17 protein-coding genes are annotated in these 14,552 nt (G+C 64.6%); 13 read left to right on the plus strand and 4 right to left on the minus strand.

What is annotated here, in order from left to right; genetic code table 11:
- Positions 1-4: 4 nt before the first annotated feature.
- The 6 genes from AB7531_RS06520 (at position 5) to AB7531_RS06545 (ending at position 5,215) form a co-directional block, all read left to right on the plus strand.
- The gene (locus AB7531_RS06520; RefSeq protein WP_063981058.1) at positions 5-1,141 is read left to right on the plus strand and encodes an NAD(P)/FAD-dependent oxidoreductase; all 1,137 of its coding nucleotides are present in this window, start codon (positions 5-7) and stop codon (positions 1,139-1,141) included.
- A 29-nt stretch (positions 1,142-1,170) separates the two neighbouring features.
- Positions 1,171-1,467, plus strand: a complete 297-nt coding sequence (locus AB7531_RS06525) for a (2Fe-2S)-binding protein (protein WP_063981059.1) — start codon at positions 1,171-1,173, stop codon at positions 1,465-1,467.
- Positions 1,464-2,882, plus strand: coding sequence for an FAD/NAD(P)-dependent oxidoreductase (locus AB7531_RS06530; protein ID WP_063981060.1), 1,419 nt, complete (start codon positions 1,464-1,466; stop codon positions 2,880-2,882). The genes AB7531_RS06525 and AB7531_RS06530 overlap by 4 nt, the downstream gene beginning before the upstream one ends.
- A complete protein-coding gene (locus AB7531_RS06535; RefSeq protein ID WP_441279916.1) occupies positions 2,879-4,000 on the plus strand; it encodes an NAD(P)/FAD-dependent oxidoreductase in 1,122 nt (373 codons plus the stop codon). The genes AB7531_RS06530 and AB7531_RS06535 overlap by 4 nt, the downstream gene beginning before the upstream one ends.
- A gap of 12 nt (positions 4,001-4,012) precedes the next feature.
- Positions 4,013-4,360, plus strand: coding sequence for a RidA family protein (locus AB7531_RS06540; RefSeq protein WP_063981062.1), 348 nt, complete (start codon positions 4,013-4,015; stop codon positions 4,358-4,360).
- Between the two features lie 135 nt (positions 4,361-4,495).
- The gene (locus AB7531_RS06545; RefSeq protein ID WP_063981063.1) at positions 4,496-5,215 is read left to right on the plus strand and encodes a hypothetical protein; all 720 of its coding nucleotides are present in this window, start codon (positions 4,496-4,498) and stop codon (positions 5,213-5,215) included.
- On the opposite strand, the gene AB7531_RS06550 is transcribed toward AB7531_RS06545, so the two are convergent.
- On the minus strand, positions 5,205-6,050 hold the full coding sequence (locus AB7531_RS06550) for a tetratricopeptide repeat protein (RefSeq protein WP_441279917.1): 846 nt from the start codon (positions 6,048-6,050) through the stop codon (positions 5,205-5,207). The two genes, AB7531_RS06545 and AB7531_RS06550, sit on opposite strands and share 11 nt — an antisense overlap.
- A 39-nt stretch (positions 6,051-6,089) precedes the next feature.
- Positions 6,090-6,257, minus strand: coding sequence for a hypothetical protein (locus AB7531_RS06555; protein WP_187387921.1), 168 nt, complete (start codon positions 6,255-6,257; stop codon positions 6,090-6,092).
- A gap of 23 nt (positions 6,258-6,280) precedes the next feature.
- On the opposite strand from AB7531_RS06555, the gene AB7531_RS06560 reads away from it, so the two are divergent.
- Positions 6,281-7,876 (plus strand): ABC-F family ATP-binding cassette domain-containing protein, encoded by a 1,596-nt coding sequence (locus tag AB7531_RS06560; RefSeq protein ID WP_063981064.1) that lies wholly within the window; start codon positions 6,281-6,283, stop codon positions 7,874-7,876.
- Positions 7,877-7,930: 54 nt separating this feature from the next.
- On the opposite strand, the gene AB7531_RS06565 is transcribed toward AB7531_RS06560, so the two are convergent.
- Entirely contained in the window at positions 7,931-9,265 is a 1,335-nt protein-coding gene (locus AB7531_RS06565; protein WP_071909716.1) for a dicarboxylate/amino acid:cation symporter, read from the minus strand.
- Positions 9,266-9,428: 163 nt separating this feature from the next.
- On the opposite strand from AB7531_RS06565, the gene AB7531_RS06570 reads away from it, so the two are divergent.
- Together AB7531_RS06570 and AB7531_RS06575 are read left to right on the plus strand one after the other, a co-directional pair.
- Entirely contained in the window at positions 9,429-10,748 is a 1,320-nt protein-coding gene (locus AB7531_RS06570) for a solute carrier family 23 protein (RefSeq protein ID WP_063981066.1), read from the plus strand.
- A gap of 74 nt (positions 10,749-10,822) precedes the next feature.
- Positions 10,823-11,659, plus strand: coding sequence for an SDR family oxidoreductase (locus AB7531_RS06575; protein ID WP_063986088.1), 837 nt, complete (start codon positions 10,823-10,825; stop codon positions 11,657-11,659).
- Between the two features lie 52 nt (positions 11,660-11,711).
- On the opposite strand, the gene AB7531_RS06580 is transcribed toward AB7531_RS06575, so the two are convergent.
- Positions 11,712-11,972, minus strand: coding sequence for a DUF1488 domain-containing protein (locus AB7531_RS06580; RefSeq protein ID WP_063981067.1), 261 nt, complete (start codon positions 11,970-11,972; stop codon positions 11,712-11,714).
- A 427-nt stretch (positions 11,973-12,399) separates the two neighbouring features.
- Between AB7531_RS06580 and AB7531_RS06585 the strand changes: the two genes are divergently transcribed.
- From AB7531_RS06585 to AB7531_RS06600, 4 genes are all read left to right on the plus strand, one after another.
- Positions 12,400-12,630 (plus strand): hypothetical protein, encoded by a 231-nt coding sequence (locus AB7531_RS06585; protein WP_084794963.1) that lies wholly within the window; start codon positions 12,400-12,402, stop codon positions 12,628-12,630.
- A gap of 10 nt (positions 12,631-12,640) precedes the next feature.
- Positions 12,641-13,045, plus strand: coding sequence for a hypothetical protein (locus AB7531_RS06590; RefSeq protein WP_063981068.1), 405 nt, complete (start codon positions 12,641-12,643; stop codon positions 13,043-13,045).
- Positions 13,046-13,113: 68 nt separating this feature from the next.
- A complete protein-coding gene (locus AB7531_RS06595) occupies positions 13,114-13,485 on the plus strand; it encodes a signal transduction histidine kinase (protein WP_187387922.1) in 372 nt (123 codons plus the stop codon).
- A gap of 185 nt (positions 13,486-13,670) precedes the next feature.
- Positions 13,671-14,492: an NAD-dependent protein deacetylase gene (locus AB7531_RS06600; RefSeq protein ID WP_028151461.1), complete on the plus strand. Its 822-nt coding sequence runs from the start codon at positions 13,671-13,673 to the stop codon at positions 14,490-14,492.
- Positions 14,493-14,552 lie beyond the last annotated feature (60 nt).

Below are 14,552 nucleotides of genomic sequence, written 5' to 3' on the forward strand. Positions count from 1 at the left end.
ATTTATGTCAGGAGACTACGACGTCGCTGTGGTCGGCGGCGGACTGCTCGGCTCCGCCATTGCCTGGGGCCTCGGCCGGCTCGGCAAGAGCGTGGCCGTGCTCGACGAAGGCGACATCACCAAGCGCGCCTCGCGCGCGAATTTTGCGCTGGTCTGGGTTCAGAGCAAAGGGCTCGGCATGCCGGCCTATACTGTCTGGACCGTGCAGGCGTCACAAGCGTGGAGCCAGCTTGCTTCCGAACTCAAGCAACAGACCGGCCTGGATGTCTCGCTTCAACAGAACGGTGGCTTCCATCTGACGCTCGGCGACGACGAATTCGGCCAGCGCACCGAGCTGGTGAAGCGCATGCACAACCAGACCGGTGCTGCCGATTACAAGATGGAGATGCTCTCCGCCTCCGAGGTGAAGAAGGCGCTGCCGCTGATTGGTCCGGAGGTGTCCGGCGGGAGCTATTGTCCGCTCGACGGCCACGTCAATTCGCTGCGGACCTTCCGCGCCTTCCACACCGGCTTCAAGGCATTCGGCATCGACTATTTTCCGGAGCGCCCGGTCTCGGCGATCAGCAAGAGCGGTGGCGAATTCCGCCTGACCACGCCGAAGGGCGAACTGCACGCCGCCAAGATCGTGCTCGCGGCCGGCAATGCCAACCAGACGCTTGCGCCGATGGTCGGCCTCTACGCGCCGATGGGCCCGACCCGCGGCCAGATCGTGGTGACCGAGCGCACCATGCCGTTCCTGCCGCATCCGCTGACCACGATCCGCCAGACCGACGAGGGCACGGTGATGATTGGCGACAGCAAGGAGGACGAGCTCGACGATCGCGCGCTGAAGCATTCCGTCAGCGCTGTGATGGCCGATCGCGCGCAAAGGATGTTTCCGCATCTGTCGCGGCTCAACGTGGTCAGGAGCTGGGCCGGCATCCGCGTCATGCCGCAGGACGGCTTTCCGATCTACGACCAGTCGGAGACGCATCCCGGCGCCTTCGTCGCCTGCTGCCATTCCGGCGTGACGCTCGCCTCCAACCACGCTTTCGAGATCGCGCGCATGGTCGCAGCTGGCGCGCTCGAGCCGGAGCTGGTCGGCGCGTTTTCGGCCAGCCGTTTCGGCGCCGCCGGTGCTGCGAACAACAGCGGCTATTAGAGATATCTAAAGGAGCCAAGAGGCATCCCATGTTTAGACGATCCGAACAGGACAAGCGACCGCAGGTCCAGATCTTCGTGGATGGCACAGCCATCGCGGCGCGCCAGGGCGACACCGTCTCTGCCGCGCTGCTGGCCTCCGGCTGTGATGCGCGCCGTTCCACCGCAGTGAGCGGCGCGCCGCGTCTGCCCTATTGCATGATGGGCGTGTGCTTCGACTGCCTCGTCACCATCGACGGCGTCGGTAACCGCCAGGGCTGCCTGGTGCCCGTCGCCGAGGGCATGCAGATCGAGATTCAGAAGGGCAAGCGGGAGATCGGAAAATGACTGTGGCTCCCAAGCGCGAAGCCTATGACGTCGTGGTGATCGGCGCCGGGCCCGCCGGCCTCGCGGCCGCTGCGACGTCCGCCGAAGCCGGCCTGTCGACGCTGCTGCTCGACGAGAACATCGGCCCCGGCGGCCAGGTGTTTCGCGCCATTTCGTCCACGCCCGTGACCGACCGCGACCAGCTCGGCGCCGACTATTGGGTCGGTGCCGACCTCGTTCAGTCGCTCCGCGCGAGCCGCGCCGAGATTATCCATCGCGCCACCGTCTGGAGCCTCGACCGCAACCTCGAGATCGCCGTATCGATCGGCGGTGCATCCGCTTTCCTCAAGGCGCAGCGCGTGATCCTCGCGACCGGCGCGCTGGAGCGGCCGTTCCCGATTCCCGGCTGGACCTTGCCGGGCGTGATGACCGCGGGCGCCGCGCAGACGATGCTGAAATCATCGGCGCTGGTGCCTGACGGACGCACGGTGATCGCGGGGCAGGGGCCTCTGCTCTGGCTGCTCGCCGCGCAGATCTTGCGGCTGGGCGGCCGCATCGATCGCATCCTCGACACCACCGAGCGCGGCAATTACTTCGCCGCGTTGCCGCACGCCTTCGCCTTCCTGACCTCGCCCTATTTCACCAAGGGCCTGTCGATGATGCGCGAAGTGAAGGCCAAGGTGCAGGTCGTCTCCGGCGTCACCGAGCTCTCGGCATCCGGTGATGGCCAGCTCGCGAATGTGAGCTATATCGCCGGCGGCAAGCGTGAGACCATTCCTGCTGACCTGTTGCTGCTGCATCAGGGCGTCGTGCCCAACGTCAATCTGGCGATGTCGGCCGGAATCGAGCATCGCTGGGATGATCTGCAATTGTGCTGGTCGCCGGTGCTGGATGCGAGCGGCAATTCGTCGGTCGCGGGCATCGCGATCGCTGGTGACGGCGCCGGCATCGGTGGTGCCAATGCGGCCGTGGTCCGTGGCCGCATCGCGGCGCGCGCGGCGGTGGAGGCATTGGCGCCTGCGGTTGCGACAAAACTTGCGCCGATGGCGACGCTCCGCGCCGATCTCGCCAAGGCCGAGCGCGGCCGCGTCTTCCTCGACACGCTGTTCCGCCCCGCGCCCCAGTTCCGCATTCCCACGGGCGACACCATCGTGTGCCGCTGCGAGGAAGTCACCGCGAAGGACATTCTCGATGCCGTCGCCATCGGCGCGACCGGACCGAACCAGCTCAAGGCCTATCGCCGCACCGGCATGGGGCCGTGCCAGGGCCGGCTCTGCGGCCTCACCGTGACCGAGCTGATGGCGCAGGCGCGGGGCAAGACGGCACAGGAGATCGGCTACTACCGGCTGCGCGCGCCGGTCAAGCCGATCACGCTCGCCGAGCTCGCCGCCGTCCCGAAGAGCGAGGCGGACATCAAGGCGGTGGTGCGCGGATGACCCAAAACGTGGATGCGATCGTCGTCGGCGGCGGCATCCACGGATGCTCGACCGCGCTGCATCTGTGCCTCGCCGGCATGAAGCCGGTGCTGATCGAGAAAGACTACGCCGGCCGCCATGCTTCCGGCGTCAATGCCGGCGGCGTTCGCCAGCTCGCGAGGCACGTGCCCGAAATCCCGCTCTCGATCCGCTCGATGGGGATCTGGGAGAAGATTACCGATCTCCTCGACGACGATTGCAGCTTTGAGAGTTACGGTCAGGTTCTCGTCGCGGAGAACGAGGAGGAGCTCGCGGTCTGCCGCGCGCGTGTCGCTGAGCTGAATGCGCTTGGCTTCACCCATGAGGAGCTGATCGACGCGACTGAATTGCGGCGACTGGTGCCGGCCGTGGCTGGGACTTGCCCCGGCGGGGTCGTGTCGCGCCGCGATGGTGCCGCCAATCCGGCGCAGACGACGACGGCGTTCCGGCGCAAGGCCGAGCAGTTAGGTGCGACCGTGCGCGAAGGCGTTGCCGCCAGCAATATCCGGTACAGCGACGGTCTCTGGCACGTCGACGTCGGCACTGAGACCTTTGCCGCGCCGGTGCTCGTCAATGCCGCCGGCGCCTGGGCCGGGAACATCGCCGCCGCGCTCGGCGAGCCCGTTCCGGTCGAGACCGTGGCGCCGATGCTGATGATCACCTCGCGCGTGCCGCACTTCATCGACCCCGTCGTGATCCTGCGCGGGCGCAAACTGTCCTTCAAGCAATTCTCCAACGGCACCGTGCTGATCGGCGGCGGCCATCTGGCCACGCCCTATCAGGATCGCAACGAGACGGTGCTGGACTGGAAGAGCCTCGCGATCAGCGCGCGCACCGTGTTCGAGCTGTTCCCGGTGATGCGCAGCGCGACGATCGTCCGCGCCTGGGCCGGCATCGAGGCGAAGATGAAGGACGATATCCCCGTGTTCGGACCGAGCAGCCGCCACAAGGGCCTCTATCACCAGTTCGGCTTCTCGCTGCACGGCTTCCAGCTCGGCCCCGGCGCGGGTGCCGTGATGGCCGAGCTGATCGTCAATGGCGGCACCCAGACCCGCATCGGCGATCTCCGCATCGACCGCTTCCATCCTTCCACGCTCTAAGAAGAGGACATCATGAGCATCACCCGCAGCATCCGCACGCCCATCATGCACCGCGCCGTCGAGGCCAACGGCTTCGTCTTCGTCGGTGGCACCATCGCCGACGACACTTCCGTGTCCATGGGCGACCAGACCCGCAACATCCTCGGCAAGATCGCCGGCTATCTGAAGGAAGCCGGTACCGACAAGTCGCGCGTCGTCAGCACCTCGATCTTCGTCACGGATCTTTCCAAGAAGAAGGAGATGGACGCGGTCTGGACTGAATTCTTCGGTGACAACCTGCCGACGCGCGCCACGGTCGGCGTTGCCGATCTCGGCGGCGGTGCATTGATCGAGGTGGTGGTCACTGCGCTCAAGGGCTGATTGCGCTCTTCTCACGGGCTCGTGAAGAGAGCCGTCGATCCGAACATGACGAAGATGTAATGGTCTGGATTAGCTGCGGCGCTTTGACGCGCCGCAGTTTCCGTTTATCAGTAGGGGACTCGGCTGGAATGCCCAATGTCCTCGCAGAACAATAACAACAAGCTCGCGATCAAATTTCGCTGCCCCGGAGAACTCGAAGGCCTGCTGCCGCAGCCGGTGCCGGCGAATCTCGGCGTTCCCGACTGGCTCAAGGCGATGCCGACCACGGCCTTCAGTGCCCTCAATCAGCAGGATGACGAGACGGTCAAGCGCTGCCCGCCGTTCATCGACGCGATGACATGCGGTTTCCTGATCCCGCTAATCTGCGATATCAGGGTCGAGGATGGCGAGATCAGCTGGGACAACGACATCCCGCCCGGCGGTGAGATCGATTTTCCGCGCTCGCCGATCAGCTTTCACGATCAGGGCCAGCTCACCGGCTCGCCGCTGTTCGAGGCCGATCGCTTCGTCATCAAGTTTCACAATCTCTGGACCATCGAGGCGCCGGAAGGCTATTCGCTGTTCTTCACCCATCCGGTCAATCGCTTCGACCTGCCGTTCATCACGCTGAGCGGCCTCGTCGATTGCGATCGCTATCGCGACAGCTGGATCCACTTTCCGGCGCATTGGCACAATACGGGCTTTCGCGGCGTGCTGCCCAAGGGCACACCGATCGCGCAATGCATTCCGGTCAAGCGTGAGGATTGGACGCGGCAGACCTCGGCCTTCACCGAGGATGAAGCGCAGAAGGTCCACGCCCTGCGCGCCGCGCTGAAGCGCGAGCCGGGTCTGTACCGGCGGAAATTCAGGGCGTAGCCCGCTCGGGCCTGGCTCCCAGGAATTTCGCCGCGGCGCTCGGGCGGAAGAAGAAGCGGCCGTGCGACGAGGCGGCGAGTGTGAGGGCGGCGCGGCTGAGCATCTGCGGCCGTCCGCCATACACGGACCGCAGCGCCGCCTCGCCGCCATCGCGTTCGCCCATCTCCATCAGGCAGATCGCGAGATTGGCGCGGGAGAGAGCGTCGTCCGGGCGAAGCCCGAGCGCGTGACGGTAGGTGTCGGCGGCCTCGGCATAAGCGCCGTCGAGAAGCTCGGCCCAGGCAAGTTCGGTCAGGATATCGGTGCGTCCCGGCCCGATCGCGCGCGCCGCGGTCAGCACGGTACGCGCTTTGGCGCGATTGTTATTCCGGACATGCATGCGGCCAAGGTCGAGTTGCAGATCGACGCTGGCCGGGGCGAGCGCGAGGGCTTGCTCGATCATCCCGACCGCCTCGCCAACCTCGCCGGCGTTCGCAAGCTGGCCCGCCAGCTCCTGGAACGCGGGCAGATAGGGCGGACGGCGCGCTGTGGTTCGCCGCAGTTGCGCCAGTCCATCGCTTCTGCGCCGCGCGGCACACAGCACATGGCCGAGCAGCGTCTCGATTTCGGGATCGCTATTGCGCTTCGCGGCTTTCTCCAGCGGCGCAATCGCTTCCTCCGCACGCTCCTGGCCGAGCAGGGCATGGGCGAGGATCAGCACGGCATTCCGGTCGGTGCGATTTGATTTCAGGGCTTCGGTCGCAAGCTGCCTTGCAATGTCGAACTGCTTTGCACGTAGCGCCAGAAAGGCTTGCTCAAGCAGTTGGGCGAGGGGGCTATTCGGCTTGCCGCTCAAGAGATGGCCTCTTGGTTGAGACACGTTGTTTTTTGCCCCTTACCGCATGCCCCATGCAGCGTCCATCAACAGCTTCGTGATGCTTTGCTGATCGGCCCGGACGCGTCGCACGGAATGCACCTTGATCTCGGCGCCCGACGGGATTATCAGCGAGACATCAATCAGGAGTTTCGCATCCATGGATTTCACCCCGACCGCAACGCCCATCCGCCTTGCTCACGGGGAATTCCATGCCTGCATCGATTATTCTGTCGAACCTCTCGCTGTCCACGCCTGACGGCCGTCCTCTCCTTTCCGACCTCAACCTGACATTTGGTGCCGAACGGGCTGGTCTCGTCGGCCGCAACGGCGTCGGCAAGACAACGCTGCTTGCTGCGATCACCGGAGAGCACATTCCCCAAGCGGGACGCGTTCTCGTGAGCGGAACCGTGGGAATGCTCCGCCAGGACGTCCAGCTTCCTGCGGGCGCCGCGGTGATCGATCTGTTCGGCGCGCGCGCAGCGCTGGAGCTGCTTCGCCGTGCCGAGCGGGGCGATGCATTCGCCGACGAAGTCACCGACGTCGACTGGACGCTCGAAGCGCGGCTTGCGTCCGCGCTCGCGCGTGTCGGGTTCGATCCTGATACCGACACGGAGCTGGATCGTTTGTCGGGCGGGCAGGTCACGCGGATCCGTCTGGCCGCGCTGGTCTTCGCCGAGCCGGACTTCCTGCTGCTCGATGAGCCCACCAACAATCTCGATCGGGATGGACGTAAGTCAGTGGTCGATCTGCTCGCAGGCTGGCGGGGCGGGGCGATCGTCGTCAGTCACGACCGCGACCTGCTCGAGACCATGGATGCCATCGTCGAGATGACATCGCTCGGGGCAAGACGGTACGGCGGCAATTGGAGCAGTTACCGCGAGCAGAAGGCCATCGAGCTCGCTGCCGTCAGGCACGACCTTGCGCATGCCGAGAAGCATCTCGCCGAGATCGACGGCAAGGCGCAGGAGGCAGCGGAACGCAAGGCGCGCAAGGACAGCGGCGGCAGGAAGAAGCGCGCCAAGGGCGACATGCCGCGCATTCTCGCCGGTGCACGCAAGGACCGCAGCGAGGACAGCGGCGGAAAGACCGCGCAGATCGCCGAGCGGCGGCGCGCGGAGGCGATCGAGGCTGTCGACACGGCTCGCCGCCGCGTCGAGATTCGCCAGCCGCTGTCGGTCAAGCTGCCCCCGACCGGCCTGCCGGCGGGCAGGGAGGTGGTATGGCTCGATCGCGTCAACGCCGGCTATCAGCCGGAGCAGCCGGTCCTGCGCGATCTCTCACTCACGCTCGTCGGCCCGGAGCGCGTCGGGGTCGTCGGGCCGAATGGTTCCGGCAAGACAACGTTGCTCAAGCTCGTCACAGGCGAGTTGCGCCCGTTCGCGGGCACCGTGCGGGTCAGGCCGGACTTCGCGCTGTTCGACCAGAAGGTCAGCCTGCTCGATCCCGCGATCTCCATCCTGGACAATTTCGGGCGTCTCAATCCGAAAGCGAGCGCGAACGAGTGCCATGCTGCCCTGGCCCGGTTCGCGTTTCGCGCCGATGCCGCCGCGCAGATCGTGGGGAGCCTGAGTGGCGGACAGCTGTTTCGTGCGGGCCTCGCCTGCGTTCTAGGCGGGGCGGCGCCGCCGTCCCTGCTCATCCTGGACGAGCCGACCAATCATCTCGACATCGAGTCCATCGAAGCCATCGAGGCAGGCTTGAGGGCCTATGACGGCGCGCTGCTCGTGGTCAGTCACGACGAGGCGTTCCTGCAGGCGATCGATATCACGCGCAGGGTCGAGCTGGTCGCCAACACTGCTCTCTAAGGCCCGACAACAAGAACCCGACGCCCTGCCCCCAGCGGGGCTGCGTGGCGCGGCCTACGAGGCCGCGCTGCCGCCCGGTTCGAGCGCCTCGCCCATCTCCAGCGGATGAGCCATGGTCTCGTGCAGAGCCTCGCGATCGAGCTCGCCTTCGGAGATGCTGATGACGACGCAGGCGATACCGTTGCCGATCAGGTTGGTCAGCGCGCGGCACTCGCTCATGAACTTGTCGATCCCGACCAGGATCGCGATCGACTGGATCGGGATGTCGGGAACGATCGAGAGCGTCGCGGCAAGCGTGATGAACCCGGCGCCGGTCACGCCCGAGGCGCCCTTCGAGGTGATCATGGCGATGCCGAGAATGCCGAGCTCCTGCCAGATCGTCAGATGGGTGTTGGTCGCCTGCGCCAGGAACAGCGTCGCCAGCGTCATGTAGATGTTGGTGCCGTCGAGGTTGAAGCTGTAGCCGGTCGGAATGACGAGGCCGACCACCGAGCGCGAGGCGCCGAGATGCTCCATCTTCTGGATCATCTGCGGCAGCACCGTTTCCGACGAGGAGGTGCCGAGCACGATCAAGAGTTCGTCCTTGATGTAGGCGATGAAGCGCAGGATCGAGAAGCCGGAGAGCCGCGCGATCGAGCCCAGCACGATCAACACGAACAGGATGCTGGTGAGATAGAACGTGCCGATCAGGGCCGCGAGGTTGAGCAGCGAGCCGAGGCCGTAGGCGCCGACGGTGAACGCCATCGCGCCGAACGCGCCGATCGGCGCGACGCGCACGATGATGCGGATGATGCCGAAGAACATTTTCGCGGCCTTGTCGATCGCCTCCGCGATCGGCTCGCCGGCCTTGCCGAGGAAGGCGATGGCGAAGCCCGACAGGATCGAGATCAGCAGCACCTGAAGCAGGTCGCCGCGCGCGATCGCGCCCACATAGCTGTCGGGAATGATCGCCATCAGATGGGCGACGATACCCTCTTCCTTGGCCTTGGTGACGTAGGTCGCCACCGATTTCGGGTCGATCGTGGCGGGATCGATGTTGAAGCCGTGCCCGGGCTGGAGAATCTCGCCGACCAGCAGGCCGATGGCGAGCGCGACGGTCGAGACCGTCTCGAAATAGATCAGCGACTTCAGCCCGACCCGGCCGACGCGCTTGAGGTCGCCCATCGAGGAAATGCCGTGCACCACGGTGCAGAAGATCACAGGCGCGATCATCATCTTGATCAGCGCGATGAAGCCGTCGCCGAGCGGCTTCAGCTCCTTGCCGAGATCAGGATAGAAATAGCCGATGAGCACCCCGAGTGCGATCGCGATCAGGACCTGGATGTAGAGGATCTTGTACCAGGGTTGATGCCGGCGATGGACGGCTGGCTGGATCGCGACTTGTGTCATAGTGTGTGCCCCGGAACGCATTGATTTTTGATTCTGCATGATCTGGATTTTGCAAGCTTTGAATCTTGCATGACTCGCATCATGTGATGGTCGCCGCAGAAGCGACAATCACATTTTTGTCGGATCGCACGAAGATCGGTCGCTGCACCGCAACGGGGGGAATATGACAACCACGATGGGCTCGGACGAGCAGCCGCAGAGCTATTTTCCGCGCTGGAAATTCAAGGCCTCGGGCGTGATCATGCCGGAGGAACGGCTGTCATGGGGCCAGACCGTCGTCTCCGGTCTCCAGCATTGCGTAGCGATGTCGGGCTCGACGATCATCGCGCCGTTGCTGATGGGGTTCGATCCCAATGTTGCGGTCCTGTTCTCCGGCATCGGCACGCTGATCTTCTTCGTCATCGTCGCCGGGCGCGTGCCGAGCTATCTCGGCTCGAGCTTCGCGTTCATCGCCGTCGTCATCGCCGCCACCGGCTATGCCGGGCAGGGGCCGAATCCAAATCTCTCCGTCGCGCTCGGCGGCATCGTTGGCGCCGGCGTGCTCTACGGCGTGATCGCGCTGATCGTGATGTGGTCCGGCGTTGGCTGGGTCGAGCGCCTGATGCCGCCGGCCGTCACCGGGGCCGTGGTCGCCGCGATCGGCCTCAATCTCGCGCCCGTGGCGGTCAAGGCGGTGAGCGTCAACGCGTTCGACACCTGGATCGGGCTCGCGACGGTTCTGATCATCGGCGTGGTGGCCGTTGCCGCTCCAGGCCTGTGGCGCCGCCTGCCGATCATCCTCGGTGCGATCGGCGGATATCTCCTGTACCTGCTGTTCGCAAACGGCCTCGGCTTCGGCAAGCCGATCGACTTCGCGCAGCTCGCGGCCGCGCCGTGGTTGGGCATGCCAAGCTTTACCACGCCGACCTTCCAGGCCGATGCAATCTTTCTGATCGCGCCGGTTGCGGTCATCCTCGTCGCCGAGAACCTCGGTCACATCAAGGCCGTCGGCGCGATGACGGGCCGGAGCCTCGATGGCTATCTCGGCCGCGCCCTGTTCGCCGACAGCCTCGCGACCATCGTGGCGGCCTGCGGCGGCGGCACCGGCGTCACCACCTATGCCGAGAACATCGGCGTCATGGCGGCGACGAAGGTCTATTCGACACTGTTGTTTGCATTCGCGGCCACGGTCTCGATCCTGCTCGGCTTCTCGCCGAAGTTCGGCGCACTGATCCTGTCGATTCCCGGCCCCGTCATCGGCGGCCTCTCGATCGTGCTGTTCGGATTGATCGCCGCGATGGCCGGACGGATCTGGGTCGAGAACAAGGTGGATTTCGCCAATCCTGCGAACCTGATCACCGTCGCCGTGGCGCTGACCGCGGGCGCCGGCGACCTCACGTTCAAATTCGGCGCGTTTACGATCGGCGGGATCGGCACGGCGACCTTCGGCGCCATCATTCTCTACCAGATCCTGACCTCGCCGCTCGCGCGCCGCGCCGGGTGAATCCCTGCGATGCGCAAGCGGGATGGAACAAAACGCCGGTTCCGTCCATGATGAAGCATCCCCGGAGAAAGTTCATGCCGCAGACCGATCGCTCGACCCCGTTTTCCTCCCGCCTCGTCGGCCAATACGCGCTGGTGACCGGTGCCTCGCAAGGCATCGGCCGCGCCATCGCCATTCGGCTCGCGCAGGAGGGCGCGACCGTCGCCATCAACTATGTCGATCACCCCGAGAGGGCCGAGGAGACGCTCGCGCTCGCAAGGACAGGATCGGCTGACCGCGGCCACGGCAAGCTCGATCATGTCGTCGTCAGGGCCGATGTCAGCAATGAGCAGGAAGTCGCCGCGATGTTCGAGACAGTGCTTTCGCGCTGGAAGCGGCTCGACTGCCTCGTCAACAATGCCGGCTTCCAGCGGGAGTCGCCGAGCGAGGAGCTCGACATCGACACCTACCGCCGCATCATCGACGTCAATCTCAACGGCGCCGTGCTCTGCGCGCAGAAGGCGCTCGCGCACTTCGTCGCGCGCGGCGGAGGCGGCAGCATTATCAATTGCTCCAGCGTCCACCAGATCATTCCGAAGCCCGGCTATCTCGCTTACTCGATCAGCAAGGGCGGCATCGCCAATCTGACACGCACGCTGGCGCTGGAATTCGCCGGCCGCGGCATTCGCGTCAATGCGGTCGGCCCCGGTGCGATCGACACGCCGATCAACGCGGCCTGGACGGGTGATCCCGCCAAGCGCGGCGTCGTCACCAGCCACATTCCGCTGGGACGGGTCGGCACCCCGGAAGAGATCGCCGCCGTGTTCGCCTTCCTCGCCTCGGATGACGCCAGTTACATTACGGGCCAGACCATTTACGCCTGCGGAGGCCTGACGCTGTTCCCCGAGTTTCGCGAGAACTGGGCGAGCTAGAAACGTGGATTCACGACCGAAACCACGAACTCATCATCCCATGCCGAACGCTTCAAAAATCTGCTGCGAGCAGGTCGTAGGAGCCCCGGCTGCCGCGGACATACTTCCTGGCCGCGGCCGCACATATCAAGTCGCGGTTGGAATCGAACGCGATCAGAAATCCCGATTCGCTGGAACGGGTGCCCGGTTGAATCCGCTTCAATGCGTCTTCGTCGATGAAGAACGAGGCCTCGATGGCGCTGTCGTGTCCCCAGAACCGCACGGCATGCCGCGTCCGATCATACGAGCGGCTGTGATTTGGAAAGTCGATCATGGTTCAGGCCGATCAGGTTGCAGGTGCCGCGCGCCGGCCTTTTCGCCGTTTGAGTCGGAGCTCGCCGGGTGGCCGACGCTCGACCCGCGTACGTCAGGAACACGGACGTTCCGTCCAGACGAAGACGCGCCGGTTGCGCCTCTCTCAAATGAAGATTTGGCAACAGGGCAGCAATCCGATTCAATGCCGATCGCGACAAATAGTTTCTTGATAAGCCTCGCTATTCGGCGAAGGGATCACTAGATACAGTTTATCACCGCGCGCCCCTCGGCTGTCATCGGTGACTGAGAGCATTGCGCTCCCGCCAGAACCAACAGGCGGTCAGTATGTCGGATTCCCCTAGATTCAGCCTTCGCGAGTGGCTCGTACCTCCGGTCTTGCTACCGGTTTTCTTCGTGGTGTTGATCGCCGCAGCGATGCTCATACAATGGTAGCCGGTCTTGGCGTGCCTTCGCCATCGGCTCAAGCGAGCAGCTCGTCAGAATCGATCCCGGCCTCTTTGGCTTGCGAGTTGAGCGCCAGGGCGATCAACGCCCTCGACCTTGCCCGCAAGATGCCGTCGGGAGACAAGCGCACGGTGGCAATGCGCCGGGCAGCGATTCTCGGAAATGCCGCTGAAATCCTCACGTATTTCTCGGCGGCGAAGGATCGCTGTTGAAGGAGCCCGCATGTTTAAATTTCTGCAGTATCGTGCAAAAGCGGCCGCGTATGGCGAACTGGCGAGGAATTCGCCCGGCAAAGCCGATACGCGCAAATTCGAACAACTGCAGGATAGCCACACATCGCGCGCGGACAACGAGCAGATGCTCGCGGACCAATACGTGGATGCAGTCAATGCCGGGGGGACGGAGCGACTGCGCGGCGCAGCCCTCGCGGCGGAGGAAGAGCGCGTTTTGCGCTGTCTCGGTGCGGCCGTCATCATGCAATGGAATTCATTGCCGACGACGCTCCAGCGGGAGATCTTCGATACCGCCGGATCGGTTGGGACATTGCTGGATACGGCGGCGCTCCGTGGGCAGATTGCCCGGTTTCTTCACAAGCATAGGCACGACGCCGATCCCGCCAAGATCTGACATGTTCAGGGGCTGAGCGAGAGGCGCGGTTCGCGAAGCATATGGACGCAAACAACAGGAGGATCCAGATGGCACTGACAAAATTCCGTATCGATGAACAGCCGCATGCCATGGACGGTCTGCGGCTTCTTGCCCAGGAAGGCACGAGAGAAGTCGAGGCGTTCGTCAGTCGCAAGGTGATGGACGTTTGGGCCGAATCGATCGAGCACAGTGGCGGACGTCAGAGTTTGTTCCGGAAGCAATACAGCGCGCTTGGGAAACGGAACTTTGCCGCGCTTGAGCGCATCGTGAGCGCCAAATACCAGCGGGGCACCGCGTTCAACCGTCAGCATCCGTTTGTCGAGGTGTTGTTCTCGGACATCGCGGAAAGCGGGGAGACCTTGAATCTCAGCGAACTGGTGCGCGAGCCGTTGCCGCCGGCATTTCACCGGCGCGCCTGATCCGATTGGAACGCCGCCCGGTAGCGGTCACTGGTTTGCCAATGTGCCCCGTCATGAAGATGGGAGGCGTGGAGGCTCTGGCCGACCTGCTCGGGCTGACGCAGGCCAAAAACTGATCGCCGGCTTCGAGCTGCTGGCGCGGGAGTGATCTGGCAAAACGACACGGCGTGAACTACATCTGCGCCATGGCAAACCCTCCACAGGCAAACCGTTCGCTCGAAGATTTCGTCGGCCGGCACGAACGTTTGTTCGTGCTGACCGGCGCCGGCTGCAGCACCAATTCGGGCATTCCCGATTATCGCGACAGCCACGGCAACTGGAAGCGGACCCAGCCGGTCAATTTTCAGGCCTTCATGTCGGAAGAGCCTACGCGTCAGCGCTATTGGGCGCGCAGCCTGATCGGCTGGCGGCGGTTCGGCCAGGCGAGGCCGAACGATGCGCATCATGCGCTCGCCCGTCTCGAGGCGAGCGGGCGCTGCGAGATGCTGCTGACCCAGAACGTCGACCGGTTGCATCAATCCGCCGGCCACCGGCAGGTGATCGACCTGCATGGCCGGCTCGATCTGGTGCGCTGCATGGGCTGCGGAGCGAAGACCCCGCGCAACGAATTCCAGGATAGGCTCGGCCGTGCCAATGCGGAATGGCTGACGCTCGACGCCGCCGATGCGCCTGATGGTGACGCCGATCTCGAGCATGCGGATTTTTCCTCGTTCAAGGTGCCCGCCTGCGAAGCCTGCGGCGGCATCCTCAAGCCCGACGTCGTGTTCTTCGGCGAGAACGTCCCGCGCGATGTGGTCGCCACCGCGCAGGATCATCTGGCGCAGGCCGACGCCATGCTGATCGTCGGCTCCTCGCTGATGGTCTATTCCGGATTCCGCTTCGTGCAGGCTGCCGCGAACCGGCAGATCCCGATCGCCGCGGTCAATCTCGGACGCACCCGCGCCGACGATCTCCTCACGCTCAAGGTCGAGGAGCGCTGCGAGGCGGCGCTTGCATTCCTGCTCTGAGCGCGTGGGCCGCACCCTTCTACCGCATAGGTGCCACGCAAAACGGCTCGGACGCTTCAC

This window comes from Bradyrhizobium sp. 63_E2_N1_3 (genome assembly GCF_052076005.1).
GTDB classification, from domain to species: Bacteria; Pseudomonadota; Alphaproteobacteria; order Rhizobiales; family Xanthobacteraceae; genus Bradyrhizobium; species Bradyrhizobium barranii.

Excerpts from the sequence above, each read along its gene's own strand:
- AB7531_RS06590 (WP_063981068.1), top strand. The coding sequence starts at position 12,641 with ATGTTTAAATTTCTGCAGTATCGTGCAAAAGCGGCCGCGTATGGCGAA.
- AB7531_RS06560 (WP_063981064.1), top strand. The coding sequence starts at position 6,281 with ATGCCTGCATCGATTATTCTGTCGAACCTCTCGCTGTCCACGCCTGAC.
- AB7531_RS06575 (WP_063986088.1), top strand. The coding sequence starts at position 10,823 with ATGCCGCAGACCGATCGCTCGACCCCGTTTTCCTCCCGCCTCGTCGGC.
- AB7531_RS06540 (WP_063981062.1), top strand. The coding sequence starts at position 4,013 with ATGAGCATCACCCGCAGCATCCGCACGCCCATCATGCACCGCGCCGTC.
- AB7531_RS06525 (WP_063981059.1), top strand. The coding sequence starts at position 1,171 with ATGTTTAGACGATCCGAACAGGACAAGCGACCGCAGGTCCAGATCTTC.
- AB7531_RS06520 (WP_063981058.1), top strand. The coding sequence starts at position 5 with ATGTCAGGAGACTACGACGTCGCTGTGGTCGGCGGCGGACTGCTCGGC.
- AB7531_RS06580 (WP_063981067.1), bottom strand. The coding sequence starts at position 11,972 with ATGATCGACTTTCCAAATCACAGCCGCTCGTATGATCGGACGCGGCAT.
- AB7531_RS06545 (WP_063981063.1), top strand. The coding sequence starts at position 4,496 with ATGTCCTCGCAGAACAATAACAACAAGCTCGCGATCAAATTTCGCTGC.
- AB7531_RS06555 (WP_187387921.1), bottom strand. The coding sequence starts at position 6,257 with ATGGGCGTTGCGGTCGGGGTGAAATCCATGGATGCGAAACTCCTGATT.
- AB7531_RS06585 (WP_084794963.1), top strand. The coding sequence starts at position 12,400 with ATGGTAGCCGGTCTTGGCGTGCCTTCGCCATCGGCTCAAGCGAGCAGC.
- AB7531_RS06530 (WP_063981060.1), top strand. The coding sequence starts at position 1,464 with ATGACTGTGGCTCCCAAGCGCGAAGCCTATGACGTCGTGGTGATCGGC.
- AB7531_RS06565 (WP_071909716.1), bottom strand. The coding sequence starts at position 9,265 with ATGACACAAGTCGCGATCCAGCCAGCCGTCCATCGCCGGCATCAACCC.
- AB7531_RS06535 (WP_441279916.1), top strand. The coding sequence starts at position 2,879 with ATGACCCAAAACGTGGATGCGATCGTCGTCGGCGGCGGCATCCACGGA.
- AB7531_RS06595 (WP_187387922.1), top strand. The coding sequence starts at position 13,114 with ATGGCACTGACAAAATTCCGTATCGATGAACAGCCGCATGCCATGGAC.
- AB7531_RS06570 (WP_063981066.1), top strand. The coding sequence starts at position 9,429 with ATGACAACCACGATGGGCTCGGACGAGCAGCCGCAGAGCTATTTTCCG.
- AB7531_RS06600 (WP_028151461.1), top strand. The coding sequence starts at position 13,671 with ATGGCAAACCCTCCACAGGCAAACCGTTCGCTCGAAGATTTCGTCGGC.